The 20,462-nt window shown below is 69.3% G+C and carries 22 protein-coding genes; 10 read left to right on the top strand and 12 right to left on the bottom strand.

The window, feature by feature from the left end:
- The first annotated feature begins 130 nt into the window (after positions 1-130).
- A complete protein-coding gene (locus ACZ5GT_RS38485; RefSeq protein WP_360742045.1) occupies positions 131-505 on the top strand; it encodes a WhiB family transcriptional regulator in 375 nt (124 codons plus the stop codon).
- Between the two features lie 181 nt (positions 506-686).
- On the opposite strand, the gene glpX is transcribed toward ACZ5GT_RS38485, so the two are convergent.
- Positions 687-1,721, bottom strand: a complete 1,035-nt coding sequence (glpX, locus tag ACZ5GT_RS38480; RefSeq protein ID WP_469035946.1) for a class II fructose-bisphosphatase — start codon at positions 1,719-1,721, stop codon at positions 687-689.
- 125 nt (positions 1,722-1,846) lie between these two features.
- On the opposite strand from glpX, the gene ACZ5GT_RS38475 reads away from it, so the two are divergent.
- Positions 1,847-2,368 carry a DUF4245 domain-containing protein gene (locus ACZ5GT_RS38475; RefSeq protein ID WP_469035945.1) on the top strand — a complete coding sequence of 174 codons (522 nt, stop codon included), beginning with the start codon at positions 1,847-1,849 and terminating at the stop codon, positions 2,366-2,368.
- Positions 2,369-2,453: 85 nt separating this feature from the next.
- On the opposite strand, the gene ACZ5GT_RS38470 is transcribed toward ACZ5GT_RS38475, so the two are convergent.
- Both ACZ5GT_RS38470 and xseA read right to left on the bottom strand, forming a co-directional pair.
- Positions 2,454-2,693, bottom strand: a complete 240-nt coding sequence (locus ACZ5GT_RS38470) for an exodeoxyribonuclease VII small subunit (RefSeq protein WP_469035944.1) — start codon at positions 2,691-2,693, stop codon at positions 2,454-2,456.
- Between the two features lie 9 nt (positions 2,694-2,702).
- A complete protein-coding gene (gene xseA, locus ACZ5GT_RS38465; protein WP_469035942.1) occupies positions 2,703-3,911 on the bottom strand; it encodes an exodeoxyribonuclease VII large subunit in 1,209 nt (402 codons plus the stop codon).
- A gap of 91 nt (positions 3,912-4,002) precedes the next feature.
- On the opposite strand from xseA, the gene ACZ5GT_RS38460 reads away from it, so the two are divergent.
- Both ACZ5GT_RS38460 and ppgK read left to right on the top strand, forming a co-directional pair.
- Positions 4,003-5,013, top strand: coding sequence for a 4-hydroxy-3-methylbut-2-enyl diphosphate reductase (locus tag ACZ5GT_RS38460; protein ID WP_469035940.1), 1,011 nt, complete (start codon positions 4,003-4,005; stop codon positions 5,011-5,013).
- A gap of 29 nt (positions 5,014-5,042) precedes the next feature.
- The gene (gene ppgK, locus ACZ5GT_RS38455; protein WP_469035938.1) at positions 5,043-5,783 is read left to right on the top strand and encodes a polyphosphate--glucose phosphotransferase; all 741 of its coding nucleotides are present in this window, start codon (positions 5,043-5,045) and stop codon (positions 5,781-5,783) included.
- Between the two features lie 116 nt (positions 5,784-5,899).
- Here ppgK and ACZ5GT_RS38450 read toward each other — a convergent pair whose 3' ends face one another.
- A complete protein-coding gene (locus tag ACZ5GT_RS38450) occupies positions 5,900-6,499 on the bottom strand; it encodes a DUF6542 domain-containing protein (RefSeq protein WP_469035937.1) in 600 nt (199 codons plus the stop codon).
- Positions 6,500-6,689: 190 nt separating this feature from the next.
- Here ACZ5GT_RS38450 and ychF point away from each other — a divergent pair, with 190 nt between their 5' ends.
- Positions 6,690-7,778, top strand: coding sequence for a redox-regulated ATPase YchF (ychF, locus tag ACZ5GT_RS38445; protein WP_469035935.1), 1,089 nt, complete (start codon positions 6,690-6,692; stop codon positions 7,776-7,778).
- Between the two features lie 544 nt (positions 7,779-8,322).
- Complete coding sequence (locus ACZ5GT_RS38440) at positions 8,323-10,284, top strand: ATP-binding protein (RefSeq protein WP_469035933.1); 1,962 nt, start codon at positions 8,323-8,325, stop codon at positions 10,282-10,284.
- A 309-nt stretch (positions 10,285-10,593) separates the two neighbouring features.
- Here the strand turns inward: ACZ5GT_RS38440 and ACZ5GT_RS38435 are convergent, their stop codons facing one another.
- From ACZ5GT_RS38435 to ACZ5GT_RS38410, 6 genes are all read right to left on the bottom strand, one after another.
- Positions 10,594-11,790, bottom strand: coding sequence for a hypothetical protein (locus tag ACZ5GT_RS38435; protein ID WP_469035930.1), 1,197 nt, complete (start codon positions 11,788-11,790; stop codon positions 10,594-10,596).
- 137 nt (positions 11,791-11,927) lie between these two features.
- The gene (locus tag ACZ5GT_RS38430) at positions 11,928-13,907 is read right to left on the bottom strand and encodes a hypothetical protein (protein ID WP_469035926.1); all 1,980 of its coding nucleotides are present in this window, start codon (positions 13,905-13,907) and stop codon (positions 11,928-11,930) included.
- Positions 13,904-14,698 (bottom strand): toll/interleukin-1 receptor domain-containing protein, encoded by a 795-nt coding sequence (locus tag ACZ5GT_RS38425; RefSeq protein WP_469035922.1) that lies wholly within the window; start codon positions 14,696-14,698, stop codon positions 13,904-13,906. Before ACZ5GT_RS38425 ends, ACZ5GT_RS38430 begins: the two co-directional genes overlap by 4 nt.
- A gap of 328 nt (positions 14,699-15,026) precedes the next feature.
- Positions 15,027-16,280, bottom strand: coding sequence for a helix-turn-helix domain-containing protein (locus ACZ5GT_RS38420; RefSeq protein WP_469035919.1), 1,254 nt, complete (start codon positions 16,278-16,280; stop codon positions 15,027-15,029).
- A 312-nt stretch (positions 16,281-16,592) separates the two neighbouring features.
- Entirely contained in the window at positions 16,593-16,793 is a 201-nt protein-coding gene (locus ACZ5GT_RS38415) for a hypothetical protein (protein WP_469035917.1), read from the bottom strand.
- Positions 16,794-16,813: 20 nt separating this feature from the next.
- Complete coding sequence (locus tag ACZ5GT_RS38410) at positions 16,814-17,335, bottom strand: HEAT repeat domain-containing protein (protein ID WP_469035914.1); 522 nt, start codon at positions 17,333-17,335, stop codon at positions 16,814-16,816.
- A 372-nt stretch (positions 17,336-17,707) separates the two neighbouring features.
- On the opposite strand from ACZ5GT_RS38410, the gene ACZ5GT_RS38405 reads away from it, so the two are divergent.
- Positions 17,708-17,959: a type II toxin-antitoxin system VapB family antitoxin gene (locus ACZ5GT_RS38405; protein ID WP_189294968.1), complete on the top strand. Its 252-nt coding sequence runs from the start codon at positions 17,708-17,710 to the stop codon at positions 17,957-17,959.
- A complete protein-coding gene (locus ACZ5GT_RS38400) occupies positions 17,956-18,372 on the top strand; it encodes a PIN domain-containing protein (protein ID WP_469035909.1) in 417 nt (138 codons plus the stop codon). Before ACZ5GT_RS38405 ends, ACZ5GT_RS38400 begins: the two co-directional genes overlap by 4 nt.
- 75 nt (positions 18,373-18,447) lie before the next feature.
- On the opposite strand, the gene ACZ5GT_RS38395 is transcribed toward ACZ5GT_RS38400, so the two are convergent.
- The gene (locus ACZ5GT_RS38395) at positions 18,448-18,801 is read right to left on the bottom strand and encodes an antibiotic biosynthesis monooxygenase family protein (RefSeq protein WP_469035907.1); all 354 of its coding nucleotides are present in this window, start codon (positions 18,799-18,801) and stop codon (positions 18,448-18,450) included.
- A 139-nt stretch (positions 18,802-18,940) separates the two neighbouring features.
- Between ACZ5GT_RS38395 and ACZ5GT_RS38390 the strand changes: the two genes are divergently transcribed.
- The gene (locus ACZ5GT_RS38390) at positions 18,941-19,375 is read left to right on the top strand and encodes a VOC family protein (protein ID WP_469035905.1); all 435 of its coding nucleotides are present in this window, start codon (positions 18,941-18,943) and stop codon (positions 19,373-19,375) included.
- A 21-nt stretch (positions 19,376-19,396) separates the two neighbouring features.
- Here the strand turns inward: ACZ5GT_RS38390 and ACZ5GT_RS38385 are convergent, their stop codons facing one another.
- Positions 19,397-19,939: a hypothetical protein gene (locus ACZ5GT_RS38385; RefSeq protein ID WP_469035903.1), complete on the bottom strand. Its 543-nt coding sequence runs from the start codon at positions 19,937-19,939 to the stop codon at positions 19,397-19,399.
- Positions 19,940-19,954: 15 nt separating this feature from the next.
- Here ACZ5GT_RS38385 and ACZ5GT_RS38380 point away from each other — a divergent pair, with 15 nt between their 5' ends.
- Complete coding sequence (locus tag ACZ5GT_RS38380; protein ID WP_469035902.1) at positions 19,955-20,290, top strand: acetylxylan esterase; 336 nt, start codon at positions 19,955-19,957, stop codon at positions 20,288-20,290.
- Positions 20,291-20,462: the final 172 nt, after the last annotated feature.

Below are 20,462 nucleotides of genomic sequence, written 5' to 3'. Positions count from 1 at the left end.
GGCGAGTGGCGGTGCCGGGCCGCGGCGCGGGGGCCGTCGGCGGTCGGGGACTCAGTGCATAGGCACGCGTACAGCGGGTAGGCCTTGCTGCATCGTCTCTCGCTCGCGAAGCCGTCGTCAGGAGTAGACCGTGCTGCAACCGCCGCATTCGTCCCTGCAGGTAGCTGCCGTGCCGGCCCAGCGGGTGCCAGTGCGAGACAGGGACCAAGACGCGCCCTGGCACACCGAGGCGGTGTGCCGCCGCGACGAGGCCGGCCTGTTCTTCGCCCCCTCCAAGGAGCCCACCGCGGCCCGGCTGTCCCGCGAGGAGGCGGCCAAGCGCGTCTGTGCGCGCTGCCCGGTCATGGTCGAGTGCCGCGAGCACGCGTTGCTGCAGCCCGAGCCGTACGGCGTCTGGGGCGGTCTCACCGCCGCGGAGCGCCGCGTGGTCCTGGCCCGGCGCCGCCGCCGGGACATGGAGCTGAAGAAGGCGGCCAGGGCGGCCCGTATAGCGGCCGCGGGATAACCGCCGGCTACGCCGAGGGGCGCCCTCTCCGCACCAGAGGGCGCCCCTCGGCCTGCTGAGCGCGGCAGCCGCCGGCAGCCCCTGCGGGCGGCCCCTGTGGCCTCTGTGGGCCTCTCGGGCCTCCGGAGGGCCCTGGCGGCCTGCCTCTGCGGGCAGTTCGCGCGCCGTCGCGCCGCCCGCGCTACTTGGCCCGGTCGAAGTCGATCGCGCTGTAGGCCCGCAGCTTGCTCAGTCGGTGCTCGGAGTTGATCCGCCGCACCGTCCCGGACTTCGACCGCATCACGATCGAGTCGGTGACGGCGGTCTCGGACCGGTACCGCACGCCGCGCAGCAGCTCGCCGTCGGTGATGCCGGTCGCGACGAAGAAGACGTTCTCGCCGGAGACCAGGTCGTCGGTGGTCAGCACGCGGTCCAGGTCGTGCCCCGCGTCGATCGCCCGCTGCCGCTCCTCGTCGTCCTTGGGCCACAGCTTGCCCTGGATCGTGCCGCCCAGGCACTTCACGGCGCAGGCCGAGATGATGCCCTCGGGCGTGCCGCCGATACCGAGCAGCATGTCGACGCCGGTGCCCTCGCGCAGCGCGTAGATCGACCCGGCGACGTCGCCGTCGGAGATCAGCTTGATGCGCGCGCCGGCCTCGCGGATCTCCTGGATGAGGCCCTGGTGGCGCGGCCGGTCCAGGATGACGACGGTCACGTCCTCGGGGGTGGAGCGCTTTGCCTTGGCGACCCGGCGGATGTTCACCGAAATGGGTGCGTCGATGTCGACGAAGTCGGCGGCCTCCGGGCCGGTGACCAGTTTGTCCATGTAGAACACGGCGGACGGGTCGAACATCGACCCGCGGTCGGCCGCGGCCAGCACGGCGATCGCGTTCGGCATGCCCTTGGCGGTCAGCGTGGTGCCGTCGATGGGGTCGACGGCGATGTCGCACTCGGGACCGGTCCCGTCGCCGACGCGCTCCCCGTTGAACAGCATCGGGGCTTCGTCCTTCTCGCCCTCGCCGATGACGACGACGCCGTTCATCGAGACCGTGGACACGAGGGTCCGCATGGCGCGCACCGCGGCACCGTCGGCGCCGTTCTTCTCGCCGCGCCCGACCCAGCGGCCGGCGGCCATCGCGGCGGCTTCGGTCACCCGGACGAGTTCCAGGGCGAGGTTGCGGTCGGGGGCTTCGCTGGGCACTTCGAGCTCGGACGGCAGATGATGGTTTTCGGTCATCGGAGCGCACCTTTCTGATACGACGACGGCCGGATGAGGGTTACCCCCGACTCTATCGTCGAGCATACAAAATGAGCAGGGGGGCCCACGGATGAGCGCGCCGGGCACCTGCGACCATAGGGGGCGTGGCAGGTTCGAACGGCAAGCAGAAGACGGTCCGGGACATGATTCTTTCCCTGGGCCTGATCGGGATCGCGGCGGCGGTCATCTACGTCTTCATCCCGCACGACGACTCGGCACCGGACCTCAAGCGGGTCGACTACCGGGTCGAGCTGCTCACCGCGCGCCGTGCGGCGTCGTACCCGGTCGCCGCGCCGGAGGGCCTGCCGGAGACCTGGAAGGCGACCTCGGTGCGCTTCCGGGGCGACCACTTCGATTCGTGGCATCTGGGCTTCCACACCCCCGACGACCAGTACGTGCAGATCGAGCAGTCGACTCAGAAGCCGGCCGTCTTCATCGACGAGGCCAGCCAGGGCGCGCGGGCGACCGAAGTCACCCAGAAGATTGACGGCCGGACGTGGAAGCACTACAGCGGCGGCCGGTACGACGCGCTGGTGCTGCCGGGCAAGGGCTCGACGACCGTGGTGGCGGGCACCGGCTCGTTCGGGCAGCTGACCGAGATGGCGCGCGCGCTGAAACTGAAGTAGCCGCACCCGGACGCGAGCCGCAGCAGCCGCACCCGGACGCGCCGACGGACGTCAGGGCGACGACAGGCCGCCGACGGCGCGGCAGCTACGCCCCGTCGCCGTCGCCGTCGCCCTCGGCCTCTTCCTTCTCCGCCAGCGCCGCGTCCAGCCGCGCCCGCGCCCCCTCCAGCCAGCGCCGGCAGACCTTCGCCAGCTCCTCGCCGCGCTCCCACAGCGCGAGGGACTCCTCCAGCGTCGTCCCGCCCGCCTCCAGCCGCCGTACGACCTCGATCAGCTCGTCCCGCGCCTGCTCGTACCCGAGCGCCTCATCCGCCTTGCTGGTCATCCGCCCACCCTATGTGTCGACTCGAACCGTGAACTCGCCCTCGGCCACCCGCGCCCGCAGCGCCTCCTCGGGCGTGACCTCGTCCGGGGCGCGGACGACGTGGCCGTCCGCCCGCTGCAGCACCGCGTACCCGCGCTTGAGGGTCGCGGCGGGGGAGAGGGCCACCACGCGCGCGTGCGTGTGCGTCAGCTCCGACAGGCCGCGGTCGAGCTGATGGCCGAAGCAGCGCCGCCCGCGCTCGAGCAGCGCGTCCACGTCGGCGGCGCGTGCGTCGATCATCCGGTGCGGGTCCTCCATCGCCGGCCGGGACAGCGCGTGCGCCAGCCCCCGCTCCTCCCGCTCCACGAACGCCGCCATGCAGCGCCGTGCCCGGTCGCGCAGCAGCCGCACCCGCTCGTACTCCTCGCCCACGTCCGGCACGACCTTCTTCGCCGCGTCGGTCGGGGTGGACGCCCGCAGGTCGGCCACGAAGTCCAGCAGCGGGCTGTCGGGCTCGTGCCCGATGGCGGAGACCACCGGCGTACGGCAGGAGGCGACCGCGCGGACCAGCTGCTCGTCGGAGAAGGGCAGCAGGTCCTCCACGCTTCCGCCGCCGCGCGCCACGATGATCACGTCCACGTCGTCGAGCGCGTCGAGCTCCTTCACCGCCTGCACGACCTGCGGCACCGCGTGCACGCCCTGCACGGCGACGTTGCGCACCTCGAAGCGGACGGCGGGCCAGCGGTGCCGGGCGTTCTCCAGCACGTCCCGCTCGGCGGCCGACGCCCGCCCGCACACCAGCCCGATCAGCTGCGGCAGGAAGGGCAGCGGCTTCTTCCGCCCGGCCGCGAACAGCCCCTCCGCGGCGAGGGACTTCTTCAGCTGTTCCAGCCGCGCGAGCAGCTCGCCGACCCCCACCGGCCGTATCTCCGCGGCCCGCAGCGACAGCTGCCCGCGCGGGGCGTACCACTCCGGCTTGGCGTGCACGACGACCCGGGCGCCCTCGCTCACCACGTCCGCGACGGCGTCGAACACCTGCCGGTAGCAGGTCACGCCCACGGAGATGTCGTACGACGGGTCGCGCAGCGTGAGGAAGACGACGCCGGCGCCGGGCCGCCGCGACAGCTGGGTGATCTGCCCCTCGACCCACACGGCCCCGAGCCGGTCGATCCACCTCCCGATGAGCCGGGAGACCTCCCCCACGGGCAGGGGCGTTTCCGCGGACGTGTTGACAGCCATGCCGCGAGGGTAACGGCCGCCACCGACAGCGCGGCCTCCTCGGCCCGGCCCCGCCCCGGGAGTGATCTCCGGCCCCGGGCGCGGCCTTACGATGGGTGCCATGACTGCTTCGTCTGGCCGACGTGTCCTGCTCGCCGCTCCCCGGGGCTACTGCGCGGGTGTCGACCGCGCCGTGATCGCCGTGGAGAAAGCCCTGGAGCAGTACGGGGCTCCGATCTACGTGCGCCACGAGATCGTGCACAACAAGTACGTCGTGCAGACCCTGGAGAGGAAGGGCGCCATCTTCGTCGAGCGGACGGAGGAGGTCCCGCCGGGCAACATCGTCATGTTCTCCGCCCACGGCGTGGCGCCCGTCGTGCACGAGGAGGCCGAGCGCGGCAGGCTCGCCACCATCGACGCGACCTGCCCCCTGGTGACCAAGGTCCACAAGGAGGCCGTCCGCTTCGCCAACGAGGACTACGACATCCTCCTGATCGGCCACGAGGGTCACGAGGAGGTCATCGGCACCTCCGGCGAGGCCCCCGATCACATCCAGCTCGTCGACGGGCCCGAGGACGTCGCGAAGGTCGAGGTCCGCGACCCGTCCAAGGTCGTCTGGCTGTCGCAGACCACGCTGTCGGTCGACGAGACCATGGAGACCGTCGACGCGCTGCAGCGGAAGTTCCCGCAGATGATCTCCCCGCCCAGCGACGACATCTGCTACGCCACCCAGAACCGCCAGCTCGCGGTGAAGGAGATGGGCGCCGAGGCCGACCTGGTCGTCGTGGTCGGCTCCCGCAACTCCTCCAACTCCAAGCGGCTGGTGGAGGTCGCCAAGCTGGCCGGCGCCCGCGACGCCCGGCTGGTGGACTTCGCCGACGAGATCGACGAGGCCTGGCTGGAGGGCGTGTCCACGGTCGGCGTCACCTCCGGCGCCTCCGTCCCGGAGATCCTGGTCGAGCAGGTGCTGGAGTGGCTGGCGCGGCGCGGATTCGAGGACGTCGAGATCGTCAAGACCGCCGAGGAGTCCATCACCTTCTCGCTGCCGAAGGAGCTGCGCCGCGACCTGCGCGAGGAGGCGGCGACGCTCGTCGCCGAGCGCACGGGCACCGCGGCGGAGTGACTGTCAGTCGTTCGTCGTAACGTAGAGCCATGCAGATCTTCGGCGTGGACATCGGTGGATCCGGAATCAAGGGCGCCCCTGTGGACCTGGACAGGGGCGACCTCGCGGAGGAGCGCTTCAAAGTGCTCACCCCGCAGCCGGCGACACCCGACGGGGTGGCGGACGGCGTGCGGCAGGTCGTCGAGCACTTCGGCTGGACCGGCCCGGTCGGGCTGACCTTCCCGGGCGTGGTCACGGGCGGGGCGACCGTCCGCACCGCGGCGAACGTCGACAAGAGCTGGATAGACACCGACGCCCGCGCCCTGTTCACCGAGCGGCTGGGCGGGCTGCCCACCACGGTGGTCAACGACGCGGACGCGGCCGGCGTGGCGGAGATGCGTTTCGGCGCCGGCAAGGGCCGCCGGGGCACGGTCATCCTGCTGACCTTCGGCACCGGCATCGGCAGCGCGGTGTTCGTCGACGGCGTCCTGGTGCCCAACACCGAGCTGGGCCACCTGGAGCTGCACGGGCACGACGCGGAGAAGCGCGCCTCCAGCAAGGCCAAGGACGACGAGGAGCTGACCTGGGAGCACTGGGCGCGCCGCGTCCAGAAGTACCTCGCCCACGTCGAGATGCTGTTCTCTCCGGAGCTGTTCGTCATAGGCGGCGGCGTCAGCCGCAAGTCGCAGAAGTTCCTGCACTTCATCGAGGGCATCAAGGCGGAGGTCGTCCCGGCGCAGCTGCAGAACAACGCGGGGATCGTGGGCGCGGCGATGCGGGCGGCCGAGTAGGGCGGCCGGTCAGGGCCGTCGCGCGGGGCGGCCGAGCAGGGCCGTCCACCGGGGCCGTCGAGGTCCGTCGAGGTCCGGCGATCAGGGTGGGCCTCCTCTCCCCGCATGGCCGTGGCTCACACGGGCGGACGGCGGTGGGCGACCCCGGCCCCGGTTCCGGCCCCGCGGCCGGCCGGACTCAGCCTGCGCGCGGCGGCGATCGCGCCGGCGACCAGGGTCCCCCCGTACAGCCAGCCCGCCTGCGTGGCGAGGGCGGTCACCAGGCCCATCAGCCGGCCGGCCGTCCCGCCTCCGCCGTCGGCGACCACAGCGAGCCCGAGCGTGAAGGCGATCGGCACCACGACGGGCGCGGTCCCCAGATCGCCCCGCCTGACCCACACCGCGGTCAGCGCGCACACCGGCAGGAACAGCACGCCGTAGGCCGTCAGGGACGACCCGAACAACACCGCGTCCACGCAGCCGAGCGCGAACATCGCCGCACAGCTGAACAGCCCGCCGCCCAGCCCGGTCAGCCGTGGGTTCGGCAGCCGTCGCTCCGCCGCGGCCGGCGGCGGCCCGGGCTGCCGCACCGGCGCCGGCCGGGGCGGCGGCCGGTGGGCCGGGCGGCGCTGTCCCGGCCGCGCACCACCGCCCCCGCCGCGCGCCGCCTGCGAGGGCAGCGGCGGTGTGCCGCGTCGCGGTCCGTTGTGCGGGGGTCGCGTCCTGTGATGCTCCACTGGACCAACTTAGGTCGGTTTATGTGTCGAATAGCCCCTCAGACACGCCGACGGACGCAGCTCGGCCAGGCTCGGACGCGGAACCGGGGCCGCCGCCGACACGCCGTAGACTGGGGGATCGGCCCGCCCGCGCACCGAAGAAGGACCGGGCCCGCAGCCCAGCCCCCTCTCACGTACGGGAAGTCGCAACGTGTCGCTCACGATCGGAATCGTCGGTCTGCCGAATGTCGGCAAGTCGACCCTGTTCAACGCCCTGACCAAGAACGACGTGCTCGCGGCCAACTACCCGTTCGCCACGATCGAGCCCAACGTCGGCGTGGTCGGCGTGCCCGACGCGCGGCTGGCCAAGTTGGCCGAAATCTTCGGCTCGCAGCGCATCCTCCCGGCGACGGTCGACTTCGTGGACATCGCGGGCATCGTGCGCGGCGCCTCCGAGGGCGAGGGCCTCGGCAACAAGTTCCTCGCGAACATCCGCGAGTCGGACGCGATCTGCCAGGTCATCCGCGCCTTCAAGGACGAGAACGTCGTCCACGTCGACGGCAAGGTCTCACCCAAGGACGACATCGAGACGATCAACACCGAGCTGATCCTCGCCGACCTGCAGACGATCGAGAAGGTCCTGCCGCGCCTGCAGAAGGAGTCGCGGATCAAGAAGGACGTCGGCCCGAAGGTCAAGGCCGTCGAGGAGGCCAAGGAGATCCTGGAGCGGGGTGACACCCTCTTCGCGCACGGCCTCGTCCAGGGCACCGAGCGCGACGAGCTCCTGCACGATCTGCACCTGCTGACGACCAAGCCGTTCCTGTACGTCTTCAACGTCGACGAGGACGAGCTGACCGACGAGGACTTCAAGAACGAGCAGCGCGCCCTGGTCGCCCCCGCCGAGGCGATCTTCCTCAACGCCAAGCTGGAGGCGGACCTCGCCGAGCTGGACGAGGACGAGGCCCTGGAGCTCCTGCAGTCCGTCGGCCAGGACGAGCCCGGCCTCGCCACCCTCGCCCGCGTCGGCTTCGACACCCTCGGCCTGCAGACCTACCTGACGGCCGGCCCCAAGGAAACCCGCGCCTGGACCATCAAGAAGGGCGCCACCGCCCCCGAGGCCGCCGGTGTCATCCACACCGACTTCCAGAAGGGCTTCATCAAGGCGGAGGTCATCTCCTTCGCCGACCTGGTGGAAACCGGCTCGGTCGCCGAGGCCCGCGCCAAGGGCAAGGCGCGCATGGAAGGCAAGGACTACGTGATGCAGGACGGCGACGTGGTGGAGTTCCGCTTCAACGTGTAGCGGGTGACTTAGCACCACTTTGCTGCTCTGGCAAACGAGCAGGTCAAATGGGGTCCGGCTCTTCGGGGTCGGGCCCCTTGATTTTTTTCCGTGCTGGATAGGTGCTGGATTTTCTGACCTCTCGTCACCTGTCATCACCCCTGGTCATCCCTGCCGTGCTGGATTCGTGCTGGATGGGATGAGAGCGCCCGTGCTGGTATGTGTACTGCCCAGAGTCTGGCCTGCGGCCGTGAAGTGCCTCGTGGCCCGCGTCCGCCTTCGTTCATGCGGCGGGGATGATGGTGCTCTGTCTTGCGAGTGGCAAAGGTTTCGCGGCTGGGCGTCGGATTGGTCGAACGTGTCTGGCCGTGTTTCCGCGCAGGTGCTGTCTTCGCGTTGGCGGGACACGATCAGGGCAGAGGGCGCGCTCGGTGGGTTACATCGGGGGCTGCTCTTGAGGAACGGTGACTGGAGGGCAGTCTGTTGAAGCCGCGATGGCGCGGAAGGCGATGGCCGACTGGACGAAGTTGGACACAAGTGGCCCACCTCGTGCTTTCATGCACGCATGCATTCCCTGACTGTGCAGGTGGACGGAGATCACCTGGCCCGCCTTGTCCGTAGTCCGCGCGCCGGCCTGACGGAGCTCATCTGGAACGCCCTTGACGCGGATGCTGACGTCGTCGATGGGAGCCTTGAGTTCAGCACGCTGGGTGCTGTGGAACGCGTGCTCGTCGTGGACCGCGGTCACGGCATGTCACCGGACGACGTACAGCAGGGATTCGGTGCGCTGGGGGGCTCATGGAAGAGGGCCACCAGAGCCACGCGGCAGCAGGGACGGCGCCTTCACGGAGAACAGGGTAAGGGACGGTTCGCGGCATTCGGTATCGGTGATGTCGTCGAATGGTGCACGGTACACGAGAACGACCCTGCGACCGAGACGAGAATCCGCGCCGAGCGTCACAACCTGCGCCGCTTCGAGATCACCACCGCTCCAGCCGAGAGGGAAAAGGGCACCACGGTCTCCATTGTCTCGGTCAATGAAGCGGCAGGTAAGCAGCTTGAGCAGGACTCGCTGATTGACACTCTCTCGGCAGAATTCGCGATCTATCTCGAATCGTACCGGCAGGTGGAGATCTCGTGGCGTGGTCAGAGACTCAATCCGGCGGCGCTGCAGGTCGAACGTGAAGAATACGACCTAGATGTCGACGGACTGGATGACCGGCCGCAACTTGTTGTCATCGAGTGGCGTCGCCAGGTCGACCGGGCCTTATATCTGTGCGATGAGGCCGGCATGGCGCTCCATGACATCAAGCCAGGGATTCAGGCGCCCGGATTCGAATTCACCGCTTACCTCAAGTGGAACGGTTTCCGAGGCCATGACGTACTGCTCGCAGAATCTGGCCTGGAGCCCATGAGTACGGTTGTCGCGACGGCAAAAGAGAAGCTGCGAGAGCACTTCAAACGCCGCAGTGCGGACAAGAGCAGGTCGATCATCAGGGAGTGGGTATCGGAGGGAAGCTATCCGTACACTGACGGATCGCCCTCCGCCACTGAGAACGCGGAGCGGCAGGTCTTCGACATCGTCGCCTTCAGCGCGTCGAAAGTGATCAACGACGGAGACTTCCGTTCGCGAAAGTTCACCCTCCGGCTCCTCCGTGAAGCCCTCGCGTCCAACCCGGGGAACCTCCATAACGTCTTGCAAGGCGTTCTCGAACTGTCGGCGGAACGGCTGGCCGAACTCAGCGAGCTGCTCAACAGAACCACCCTCTCGTCGATCATTGCCACATCGAAGAAGATCGGAGACCGGCTCAGCTTCTTGTCCGGTCTCGACACGATACTGTTCGACAGCGAGCCGCGACGCCAGACACTGGAGCGGCGCCAACTTCACCGGATCCTCGCCAACGAGACTTGGGTATTCGGCGAGGAATATGCTCTGACCGGTGACGATGAGTCTCTGACCAAGGTGCTCGCGAAATATCTCCACTTCCTTGGTGAAGACGTCGAACTCGCCGATCACACGCAGCCCGTGCTGCGCCATGACGGCACCAACCCCATCCCTGACCTTGTACTCACTCGCACGTGCGAGATCGCGCAAGACCGAGTCGAGAATATCGTGGTCGAACTGAAGCGGCCGAGTGAGGTAATCGGCGCCGACGAACTCACGCAGATCGAAAAATATGCGCTCGCGGTCATGCGCGACGAGCGGTTCAACAAGCCGAACGTCTCCTGGGACTTCTGGGTCATCGGCAACACTCTGGATGAGTTCGCCGAGTCCCGCCGAAACCAGACTGGACTGCCGTTCGGCTACATTCAGCGCACCGACCGCCATCGCGTACAAGTACGTACCTGGTCCGAAGTGATCAACGATGCCCGGCATCGACTCAAGTTTGTAGAACGAAGCCTCAACTACCGGGCCAATCACGATGACGGCGTGGAATACCTGCGCTCAAAGCATGCCCAATTCCTGCCGCCCGCCCTCAGTGAGACCGCTGACGCGCCACATCCCGAGCAGGACAGTCAAGATTGACCAATCCCCTACGTGAACTTGCGCCGCAGGGTTCTACAGTCCCTCCGGGACGGGATCGGTCGGGCTGTCGCCCAGAGATAGGACGCCCATCCCTGGTAAGGGACCGGGTTGCGGCCGCCTTCGTGTCCGGAGAGGCATTTGCAAGCCAGTTCAGATGTCACCCGATCGTGCAGCAGACCCCGATGATCTAGCTGGGAAGGAGCCTGGTCTTTCGAGGTTAGGCTCCTTCCCACCTGTCCTGTTTCGGGACGGGATCCCCTGCCGCGGTGTGCGGCGAACGGGAACCTCGGAGAATCGCCCTCTATCGGATCAGTTTCCGTCCTCGTCCCGTTGGCGGGGCTCGGCGGGCCGGTGCGGGCTGTGGGAGGGGTCCCACAGGTGTGGGGATGTCAGGTCGTCCTCGCCCGTCTCCCACTGGTCTCTGTTCCTGTCGTTTGCGCTGCTCTCCGCCGTCCAGGGCGTGAACGTGTCCGCGCCCCCGTCGGCATCCGGGTACGCAGCCGTGTGGGTGGATGGCGGGCCATCGTGGGCTGGGGAGCGGGGCGGCCAGGGTCCCTTGGTGTCCCCCTCGCCAGAAGGGTCGCCCTCTGGCCCCTCGTGGGGGGCCAGGCCAAAGGCCCGCCTGATATCGTCGGCGGCCTCGTCCAGCCCCTCCGCCTTCAGGTATCGCATCACACGGTGTACGAACACCGTGTACCCGTCCATGTCCGGCTTGAGGCCCGCAGCGGTTAGCAACAGACGCAGCCGATCCGGGACCCCCACTTCCTCCTCGAGGCCGAACATCTCCCCTCCGAGGCCACTCTCGTCCCACAGCGGTCCCCCGACGGTCGCCTCGCTCCGCGCGCCTACGGGCGGAACGAGCAGGTGGCGGAAGAGCTCGGGCACCTCCTCGTCGTTGGCCGCCGCCGCGATCTGGGCGAGCGGGCCGATCATGTGGACCGCCTTCTCGATCTCGTTCTCGTGGCGGGCCAGCCACCACACCACCGCGCTGCCCGCACTCTTCAGCACGTCGTCGCCGAGGTAGCGCCGCTTGTTGCGCTCATGCTGGCGCTCGTACTCCCAGATCTCCTCGTCCTTGCGAAGATCGTTCAGCTTCCGCAGACGCTCGCGGTCGGCGGGAGCGAGGGTCAGGGTCACATCGGCCGCCAGAGCCTTCACCCGTTCGTTCCGGTCCGGGAGCGGGACGCCCAACTCCCCGTCCAGGAGATACTGCGCGAAGCTCGCCCGGCCGGGTTCCTCGTGGCGGACGACCTCCCGGGCCCGGCTGACGACCGAGGCGGCGGCGAGGGCCGAGGAGGCGTCGTCGGATCGGCCGGTGTGGTCGGGAACAGGCTTCCACCACACGGTGGCGGAGAAGAGGAAGTCGTAGCCGTCCGTCGCGCTCGGCAGCACCGCGTCGATCACCCGTGTCTCCTGGTACGGCTGCTCCACCGGCGCTGCGGGCGGCTCGGGTTCCCCGGACTCGTACGGGTCGGCCGACGCCCGGCCACTGCTGAGGACCGTCATCACAAGCAGTAGGGAGCCCGAGGCCGTGACCATGGACATGAAGCCCCACAGCCATGCCGACCAGTGTAGGAGGTTTCCGAGCGCAGCCGGTGCGAGGCCGCAGAGTGCGACGAACAACAAGCAGGGAAGACGGTGTCTCATCGTGCCTCTTCCGTGGTCCGTGGTCCGGCGTCCGCACGCTCCGTGCGGCCGTACTGCACGTGGTCGATGTACTGCCAGAAAAGGGCGGCGACCGCTGCCCGGGACGGGTGGCGCGCGGACTCAGCCCAGCCGCAGGCGATGGTGTAGAGGCGGTGAAGCGCGGCCGCGCGGCCGCGCGTCGCCCCAACCATCACGTCCAGCGACATCTTCCGTGTGCTGTCGTCCGCCACGGTGTTCAGCCAGCTGCTTACCAGCGGGTTCCAGAGCTCCGTCGGCGGCTGGGAGAACACCGCCTCCCAGCCGAGGAACAGGTCCGGCCACGTCGGCGGGTCAGGCGCCCGGTCGCTCCTCAACAGCAATGTGAGCAGCTGGAGATGGGGCTCTGCCCCGTGCGGCTCCCGACGCGCCCGGTCCCGCAAGCGGTCGATCAACAGTCGGTAGAGCCGGCGGTCGCGGCCGACGAGGTCGAGAAGCGCTTCCCGGGCCTCGCGCGCCGCCTCCCCCTTTCCTACGGCGAGGTAGTGCAGCCGCACCACTGCCTGATCCGGATGAGTCGCGCTGAGGCTCTGGACGCAGGCTGTGGTCAGGACACGGGCGAGACCGTCCGACAAGGAGCCGGATCTCACGACGCACTCGTACATCCGCTTACGGAACCATCCCCCGAACCTCTCGTGGCCGAGACCGAGTTCGAGGGCCGCCACGGCTCGCAGATCGCAGGGCGTTCCGGTCGTGCGGTCCGCCCAGCGCTCCACGAGGTCGAAGAGGTGGTCGGGCCGCCCGACGGCCAGGGCCCGCTCGCCGAAGCGGATGACGATGTTCACCCGGTCGTCGGTGGTCAGACCGCGCAGCCCGGCGGCGCTGCCGATCCAGTCCCTGAGGTCGTCGCGTACCCCGGGGAAGTTCGCCCAGAAGTATGTCCGTACCGCGTCGGCGTAGGCCAGCCGTTCGAAGCGGAGCCGTCCGTCCGAATCCCGCTCGATCCCGAGCCCCGCCAACCGCTCTCCGAAATCCGTCCGCGCGAGCTCGGTCGTCGCTTCCTCCTCGTGCCTCACCGTCTTCATCAGACTGTGCCACGCCTCGTAGACGATGTCGGCGCGGGCCTCCTCGAACATCGCCGTCGCGAGCAGCAGGGCCCGCTCGGGTGCGGTGCGGACTGCGGCCACCTGTAGACCCACCTCGCCGGCACGGTCGGTCACCGCGTGCATCGCCTGGTCGAGCCATCCCGCGAAGTCGGCGCCGAACCGGCCGCTGTCGCGAGCGGCCCTCGCCAGTCCCGCGAGTCGCGCCAGTTCCCGCATGGGGGAGCGGTCGCACAGGTGCTGGAGGTCGGTGCTCCCCAGGTCCGCGGGGCGGAAGAGCATCCGGTCCATGCGGAGGTGCCGGGTGATGACGGCGATGCCCCTGGGGCGTCCCAGCCTCACCGTGTGCGATTCCAGGTCCGGCGGGTGGGCGTGCTCCATGCCCGACGGCAGGATGACGACCATGTGGGCCCCCGCCTCCTGAACCTGTGACCGGCGCACGGCCAGGCGGCGCTGGGCCTTGTCGTACATCTCCTCGTCGGCGATTCCGGAGAGATCGAGGAGGAAACGGTCCCCCATGCCGGGAACCAGAGGACTCTCGTCCTTGCCTGTGATGGGAAGCTCCTCGAACCGGACCCCCTCCTCGGCGGCGCCCCGGTCCTCCCCGAACCCGTGCAGCAGCATGATCGCTGCGGCGCGGCGGCCGCTGCCGGGCGGCCCTTCCAGCAGCACCACCGATCCGGGCTTCTCCAGATGGTCGGCGGCAACGCGGTAGCCCACCGGTGGAACGAACCGATCGGCGAGACGCACCCGGTCCTCGCGGGTGATCCGGAGAGACTCGACCCCTTTGCGGATCATCCAGTCTGCGCCGACGCCGTAGAAGACGTACTGGTGCCCCTCGCCGTTGTTCACCGGGCCACGCGGATCGTTGACGGTGACGCGGTCCTGCTCGGTCATCGTCCGTCGCCCGATTGCCGGCGCTCGCGCTCGAAGCGCTGGTGGAGCCTACCCCTGTTGTCGCCCGCCGTGAACTGGACCCCGGTGTTGTCGCCCTCGAAGTGAGGTGCGTTGTACTGATGACCCCGACCGGTGTTCACAGGCCCCTGTGGCTCGTTGACGAAGGTGCCGGACAGGTCTCCGTTGAGATTTCCGATGCCGCCGCGCACGCGCTGCTCGACGTCACGCGTCCGCATCCTGGTGTGCCCGGTGTCCCGTTCCAGCTTCTCGCGGGACTTCGCCTTTGTCCGGTCCCGCACCGCACGGGCGTCTTGGTCTACCGCACCCAGCTCGGGCAGGAGCCGGGCGAGAGTGTCGCCGAGCGCCGTCAGGTCCGATTCGGCGTTGCGGTGGTCGAACCGCCTGTACTGGCAGTCCGCCAGCTCCAGCAGAACGTCTGGAAGGACGGCGCGGTCGATCCTCGTGGCCTTTCCGACGAGCACGGGGATCACCAGGACCCCGCGGTCGAGCGCCGTCTGGATCTCGCGACGGGTCCAGTCCTGCTCGGCTTCGAAGGCGGGGCGGCCGCCGGCGCCCCGTACCTCCGCCCAGCGCGGACCGATCACGGCGAGGAGAGCCTCGCACTCCTCCACCGCCCTGACCAGTTCCACCGGGAAACGGCGTCCGGGCTCGATCGAGTTGCTGGCGAAGAAGATTCGCTCGTCGCCGAACCGGCGGGCGAGTTCCCGAGCGATCATGGTCGCTGCGGTCTCCTCATCGCCTGTGCGGTAGTTGACGAAGACGTCGGGCATGAAGGTTCCCTTCATGAGGGGAAGACGGGGTGAACGGGCACGGGGCTGTGAACCGGGGCTCCGGTGCGCCCGGGCCACGAGGTCCCGACCGTGTGACGGCATGGCGCATCCACGGAAGGGCGTGCAGATGGAGGCGCGCCGCCTGGTGCGTCACTGGTCGCGGTCAGCCCGAAGAAGCTGGGGGTGCGATGCGACGCGTCGGGCGGTAGCCAGAGGGTCCCGCCGGGGATCGTGAGATCCGGAAGGCTGGAGGGACCGGGTAGGCCGGCGAGCCGGGCGGCTCGAGCTTGTGCCGGTCGTGGAGCGGGTATCGGGTCTGGAGCGGCTGTCAGTCGTGCGCGGGGGCGAGTACGCGTGCCAGCGCGGGCTGCAGATCACGTACGGCGCGGCTGCTCCGGAACCGGGAGAGTTCCCGTGCGAGACGCCGAACATCGCTGTTCACCGTCGCCGACGGAACGGCCGGAATTGCTCCGAGCAGCTCCGCGGCGATCGTGCACGCATGCTCGACCTCTCCGGAGGCGGCATGGGCCAGGGACCTGCGGAAGCCGTACCGGGCGCGGGTGCGCAGCGCGTGCGGCGGGATGCGGCGGTACTCCCGGTCGAGCACCTCGGCGGCGGCCTTGGGGCGACCGAGGTCGTGCAGGCACCAGCCGGTCGACATCGCCGCCGGATCGCTCACATGGGAGGTGCCGATCACGGGCTCGGCGCCGTTGCGGGCGTCGTCGCTGGCGAGCAGTTTCCGCGCCCTGTCGAGGCTGCGGAGGCAGTCGACTTCGTTGCCGACGAGCGCATGCCCCTGGGCTTCCCGTTGGGCTGCGAGCCCCCGGATGCGCGGCGGGAGTTGGCTGCTCTGGGCGCGGCGGGCCAGGGCGACGGTGCTGGCGGCGTCCCCTCCGTACATCGTGACCAGGGCGCGTCGCACCAGTGCGTAGGAACTGAGGTACGGGTCACCTCCGGCGCGCGCCAGTTCGGCGGCCTCGCCCGTCCAGCCGAGTGCCGCGTCACTGTCCCCGGATTCTTGGGCCATCCAGCCCGTGAACTCCGCGAACCGCGAGGCGAGCAGAAACGCGGGGGCCCGAGACACGGACCGGGCGTCGGCGGCCAGCCCGGCGATCATGTAGGTCTGCGTTTCCAGTAGGGGCAGCAGGACCCTGGGTGGGGTGGACTGGCCGAGCTTCCGGAGCTGGTCGAACTGCATACGGAAGGAGGGCAGGAGAGGGTCGTCGGTGGAGGAGAGCGCCTGACCGCCGAGTTTCAGTCCGAGGTCGATCACCGCTCCTGTACCCGCCGAGAGGATCGCCCGGCGTCCAACGAGCCAGCGGCTCGGACTGACGGGGGATTCGGCGGTGCCCGAGGGCGCGCCAGTCTCGGGATGGGTGACCAGGCGCTGTAACTCGCCGTTCGCGCCGAGGAAGGCGTCGCACCGCCGGGCCAGTTCGGGTGAAGCGGAACGCTCCCCGCGCTCGACCTTGCTGAGGTGTCCCTTGTCGTAGTTGAGCGCCGCGGAGAACTCGGTCAGAGTCAGCCCCGCCTCCACTCGTAATCGGCGAAGTTCCGGGCCGAAACGTAAAGTCGTGCTCATCGTCAACCTCCCCGTGAACAGTGCCCGCGAGAGCCGTCCGCCCTCACGGGGAGCCGTCATCAGACGACCACCGAGCGACACGAAACCCGAGGGTGGACACCCGATGTAACGGCGTCGTTTCGTTTCGCATCCGAGAGTGAGTCTGGCACGACGCGCGCCCGGAGCATCGGGGTTCGGCGTCGTTGCCTGTTGCCTGTTTCGCTCTCCGTTGTTCCCCGTCCATGCTTTGGCGGAGGTCGGTTCGCGGTAGCGCGGGTGGTCTGAGCCCTTCCTCGTCACGTAGCGCTCGATCACATGGCTGTAGCCGATTGCCTAAGGGTGCTGGGACGGCATCGGCCACCTCTCCGGGTACAGGTCGGTACGGTCGATCCAGGTGGGGGCGACGAAGATGTTGTCGCCGATGGGGGCTTCGGAGGCTTCCAGCAGGGACCAGGTGCGCAACTCCTCGACCAAGCGCTCCCAGGGCGCGGTCCAGTTGAGTTCCCATTCAGGCCAGTGCCGGAGATGCCGCACGTGCGGCCGGCGTCCACGCGTCAGAACTGGGAGTAGAGGATCACTTGGGCATGGTCGGCGAGATCTTTGATGATCTCGGTGCAGTGGGTCGAAGACCAGCCCGGGGCGTCGTCCGCAATGGCGGCTCGTAGGCGCGCGGTTAGCGGCGGGACGACAGGGGTGCAGGCGCCGAGTTCGGTCAGTGCCAAGCGGATGCCGACGGACTCGGTCCGGCCAGGTGGGGTCGCGCGTTCCGGGTAGGCGCGGTAGGCGCGGCGCAGGGGCTCGACGGCGCCGTTGATCTCCAGGCTCACCAGGGCCATGGCCGCCCATTCGCGGACAACCGGGTTGTTGCTGTCCAGCAGGCCGATAAGAGTGGGGCCGCAACGGGGATCGCCCACCTCCTCGAAGACCTTGATGGCGGTCAGCTGACCGAAGCCGCCGAGAGACGGCAGGCCGTTGATGACGGCGGGTATGGCGTCGGCGCCGATCCAGATCAGCTCCGCGCGGGCGTCGTATGACTCGTCGAGCTGCTGGGCGAGTGTCTCGAAGCGGAAGGTCATGACGCGGAGTGGCCCCGGCGCCAGAAAGCAAGCCGTCGCGGCGAGCGGTGCGGCCTCCCGCTCTTCCAGTGCGGTGACGTGTGGAAGCCCGGTGTCCGTCGGCGCCGTGAGCGCGGCGGGTGCCGGTTCGGGTCGTGGTCTGCTCGGCGCCGGGTCGGCAGCGCGTCGGTGCGACCAGAGTCCGTTTCGGTGCAGCACGGACAATGGTAGGCAGCCGGGATCGAACCCGACGTACGGCTCAGCAACGGATGTGCCCTCCGCCGCCTCCCGTTTCCGTGCGCCCGCGGCATCGTCACCCCGACATCATGATGTCATTTCCAAGTTTGAATTGATATCGTTGCCGTGTCGTTGGGTTGTGCGGAGGGATGACTGATGGCCAGGACTGTGATCGATCTGGACGAGGAGATCGTCGAGCAGGCGATGCGGGTGTACGGGGTGAAGACGAAGGCCGCCGCAGTGCGGGCGGCCATGGAGGAGGGGGTGAGGCTGCGGCTGCGCCGGGAACTGTTCGATGCCATTGACGAGGGCGAGTTCGAGGACGTGTTCGCGGAGATCCGGTCGCAGACGGGGCCGCGGAATCCGGACGGCTCGCTGAAGCGCGAAGGAGGGGCCTCGGCGGCGTGAAGGGACGCTACCTCATCGACAAGTCCGCGCTGGCCCGCCGGGCCAAGCCGGAGGTGCGGGCGCGGCTGGATGCGCTGGACCGCGACGGACTCCTGGCGGTCTGCGCACCGACCGAGTACGAGGTTCTGTACTCGGCACGGGGAAAGCCCGAGGCGTTGCGCCTGCGTACTCTGCTCCGCGGTTTCGACTACCTGCCCTGCAACGATGAGGAGTTCGAGCGGGCACTCGCGATCCAGACGCTGGCGCTGAACGCCGGCTTTCATCGGGCGCTGTCGCTGGCAGACGTCCTCATCGCGGCGACCGCCGAACGACACCGGGCCACGGTCCTGCACTACGACGGCGACTTCGACATGATCGCCTCGGTGAGCGGGCTGCAAGCCGAGTGGGTCGTGGAGCCCGGCACCGCCGACTGAGCTGGGCACGCCGCATGCCGTGCCGGACCCGGAGGTGACTTCGAGCGGTCGTCCTGCTGTCGGGCCCGGCGGGGCCTACGCTCGCGTGAAGCCGTGACTGCGCTCCACCTTCGCCACATGGAGCGTGTAGCTCTGGTACCAGTCGGCTCGCCCGCGCTGTTGCGCCGCGCGGTGCTCGGCGTTGGTCCGCCACTCCGTGAGGGCGTCGGCGTCGCGGAAGTAGCCGACGGTGATGCCCAGCCCGCCAGGAGTCTGCGCGTGGTCCATCCCCAGGTACCCGGGGATGTCCTTGACCAGGTCTTCCATGCGTGCGTTGGTCTCGCGGTAGCCGCTCTGGTCCTGGCTTCGGACCGTGGTGAAGACCGCCACGTAGTAGGGGGGTTCGAAAGCCTCGACGGGCGCGACAGGCGCTTCCGAGTGATCGCTCATGGCGCCACCGTAAGGCGGGACGCCCCCGACGATCCAGCGTCTTTCCCCGACCGGGACACAAGAGAGATCGGTGGGGGCGGGCGGATCCGCCGGTGGAAATGAGCGGCGGGGTCCCTCTGGTGCGCGGTACCGTGCGCCGATGGCAGCGATCAAGAAGTTCCAAGTCACCTTCGACTGCGCGGACCCTGAGCGCCTCGCTCGCTTCTGGTGCGAGGTGCTGGGGTACGTCCCGCCGCCGCCACCGGAGGGGTTCGCCACCTGGGACGACTTCAACCGCACCCTGCCTCCTGAGAAGCGGGGTTCGTGGTTCGCCTGCAGTGATCCCTCGGGCGTGGGCCCGCGCCTGTACTTCCAGCGCGTCCCCGAAGGCAAGATCGTCAAGAATCGGGTGCATCTCGACGTCCGGGTCGGCACCGGGCTCGTGGGGGGCGAGCGCCTCGCCGCGCTCGAAGCCGAGTGCGCACGACTGGTGGCGCTCGGCGCCACCCACGTGCGAACGCTGTACGCCGATGGGGAGAACGAGTCGTGCATCCCGATGCTGGACATCGAGGGCAACGAATTCTGTATCGACTGAATCGACTGGATCGACCGAGCGCTATGCGGGGCTGCCCGGGAACATGAGCTCGTACGGCAGGTGATCGTCGTCCGGCACGCGCGGCACGTAGTCCGGGGCCGTGCGTGCGGCCACGGCCAGCAGTCGCGCGGCGGCCTCCTCCTCGGTGACGGGGGCCAGCCCGAGGGCGTTCAGGAGGCGGTCGCGCTCGGCGTCGAAGTCCGGATGGTCGGCCCGCAAATCCAAACCGACTTCGCTGATCGCGTAGCCCTTCGCCAGGTCGCGCCAGAAGGGCAGCACGACGACGAGGGTGACGGCCTCGACGAGATCGGCGCCGATCAGGGTGGCCTGGCCCTCCGAGTCGGCGTACAGGACGACCCGCTCCTCGTCCCCGGTCTCCCCGCAGAGGAAATAGGTGCCACCGGCGCCGCATCCGGCTATCGGACGCAGCGGCCGGCCCGACGGGAGGACGAGGTCCTCCACGGGGTCCCGGCGATCGATGTCGAAGTCACCCGGCCAGACAAGCGCGGCAGCCAGCGACGAGTCGTGCTCGATACGGTGGAGCAGAACGTCCGATGCGGTCATGGGCGGAAGGTAACAGTGCCCTCCGACAAGCCGGTCGTGCGCCTGTGCGGCTCCGGGTGGGAGCCGGTGCCTCAGGCCCGCTCGGGGGTCGGCTGCTGCGCTGCGATCAGGCGCTGGTACCAGGGGAAGCTGCTCTTCGAAGTGCGCTTCGCCGGCTGGAACGGCGAGCCCGTCGCCGCCTGGCTGATCGTCCCGGCCGGAGCCGCGCGGCCGCTGCCCACGGTGGTCACGTACATCGGCTACAGCGGCGGCCGGGGCCTGCCCACCGACCGTCTCCTGTTCGCCTCCGCGGGCTTCGCCAACCTCGTAGACGGCACGGCCCCCTGGACCGGCCGCGGTCCGGGCGCATGACCCCGAGGACATCCGGCCGTGGGGGGGGGGGGGGGGGGGGGGGGGGAGGAGGGGGGGGGGGGGAGGGGGGGGGGGGGGGGGGGGGGGGGGGGGGGGTCTCCGCGACGGAGGAGAACATCTCAGTTGGGGTCGGGGAAGAGGAACGGGGGGGGGGGGGAGAAGACAGAGCCCC

Source organism: Streptomyces sp. NPDC031340, assembly GCF_055569945.1.
This window is presented reverse-complemented; position numbering and strand designations above follow the sequence as displayed.

Coding starts and splice junctions, on each gene's coding strand:
- xseA (WP_469035942.1), bottom strand. CDS start 3,911: ATGGCTGTCAACACGTCCGCGGAAACGCCCCTGCCCGTGGGGGAGGTC.
- ACZ5GT_RS38440 (WP_469035933.1), top strand. CDS start 8,323: ATGCATTCCCTGACTGTGCAGGTGGACGGAGATCACCTGGCCCGCCTT.
- ppgK (WP_469035938.1), top strand. CDS start 5,043: ATGCAGATCTTCGGCGTGGACATCGGTGGATCCGGAATCAAGGGCGCC.
- ACZ5GT_RS38405 (WP_189294968.1), top strand. CDS start 17,708: ATGGCCAGGACTGTGATCGATCTGGACGAGGAGATCGTCGAGCAGGCG.
- ACZ5GT_RS38470 (WP_469035944.1), bottom strand. CDS start 2,693: ATGACCAGCAAGGCGGATGAGGCGCTCGGGTACGAGCAGGCGCGGGAC.
- ACZ5GT_RS38390 (WP_469035905.1), top strand. CDS start 18,941: ATGGCAGCGATCAAGAAGTTCCAAGTCACCTTCGACTGCGCGGACCCT.
- ACZ5GT_RS38435 (WP_469035930.1), bottom strand. CDS start 11,790: ATGACGGTCCTCAGCAGTGGCCGGGCGTCGGCCGACCCGTACGAGTCC.
- ACZ5GT_RS38430 (WP_469035926.1), bottom strand. CDS start 13,907: ATGACCGAGCAGGACCGCGTCACCGTCAACGATCCGCGTGGCCCGGTG.
- ACZ5GT_RS38385 (WP_469035903.1), bottom strand. CDS start 19,939: ATGACCGCATCGGACGTTCTGCTCCACCGTATCGAGCACGACTCGTCG.
- glpX (WP_469035946.1), bottom strand. CDS start 1,721: ATGACCGAAAACCATCATCTGCCGTCCGAGCTCGAAGTGCCCAGCGAA.
- ACZ5GT_RS38425 (WP_469035922.1), bottom strand. CDS start 14,698: ATGCCCGACGTCTTCGTCAACTACCGCACAGGCGATGAGGAGACCGCA.
- ACZ5GT_RS38395 (WP_469035907.1), bottom strand. CDS start 18,801: ATGAGCGATCACTCGGAAGCGCCTGTCGCGCCCGTCGAGGCTTTCGAA.
- ACZ5GT_RS38420 (WP_469035919.1), bottom strand. CDS start 16,280: ATGAGCACGACTTTACGTTTCGGCCCGGAACTTCGCCGATTACGAGTG.
- ACZ5GT_RS38460 (WP_469035940.1), top strand. CDS start 4,003: ATGGGTGCCATGACTGCTTCGTCTGGCCGACGTGTCCTGCTCGCCGCT.
- ACZ5GT_RS38410 (WP_469035914.1), bottom strand. CDS start 17,335: ATGACCTTCCGCTTCGAGACACTCGCCCAGCAGCTCGACGAGTCATAC.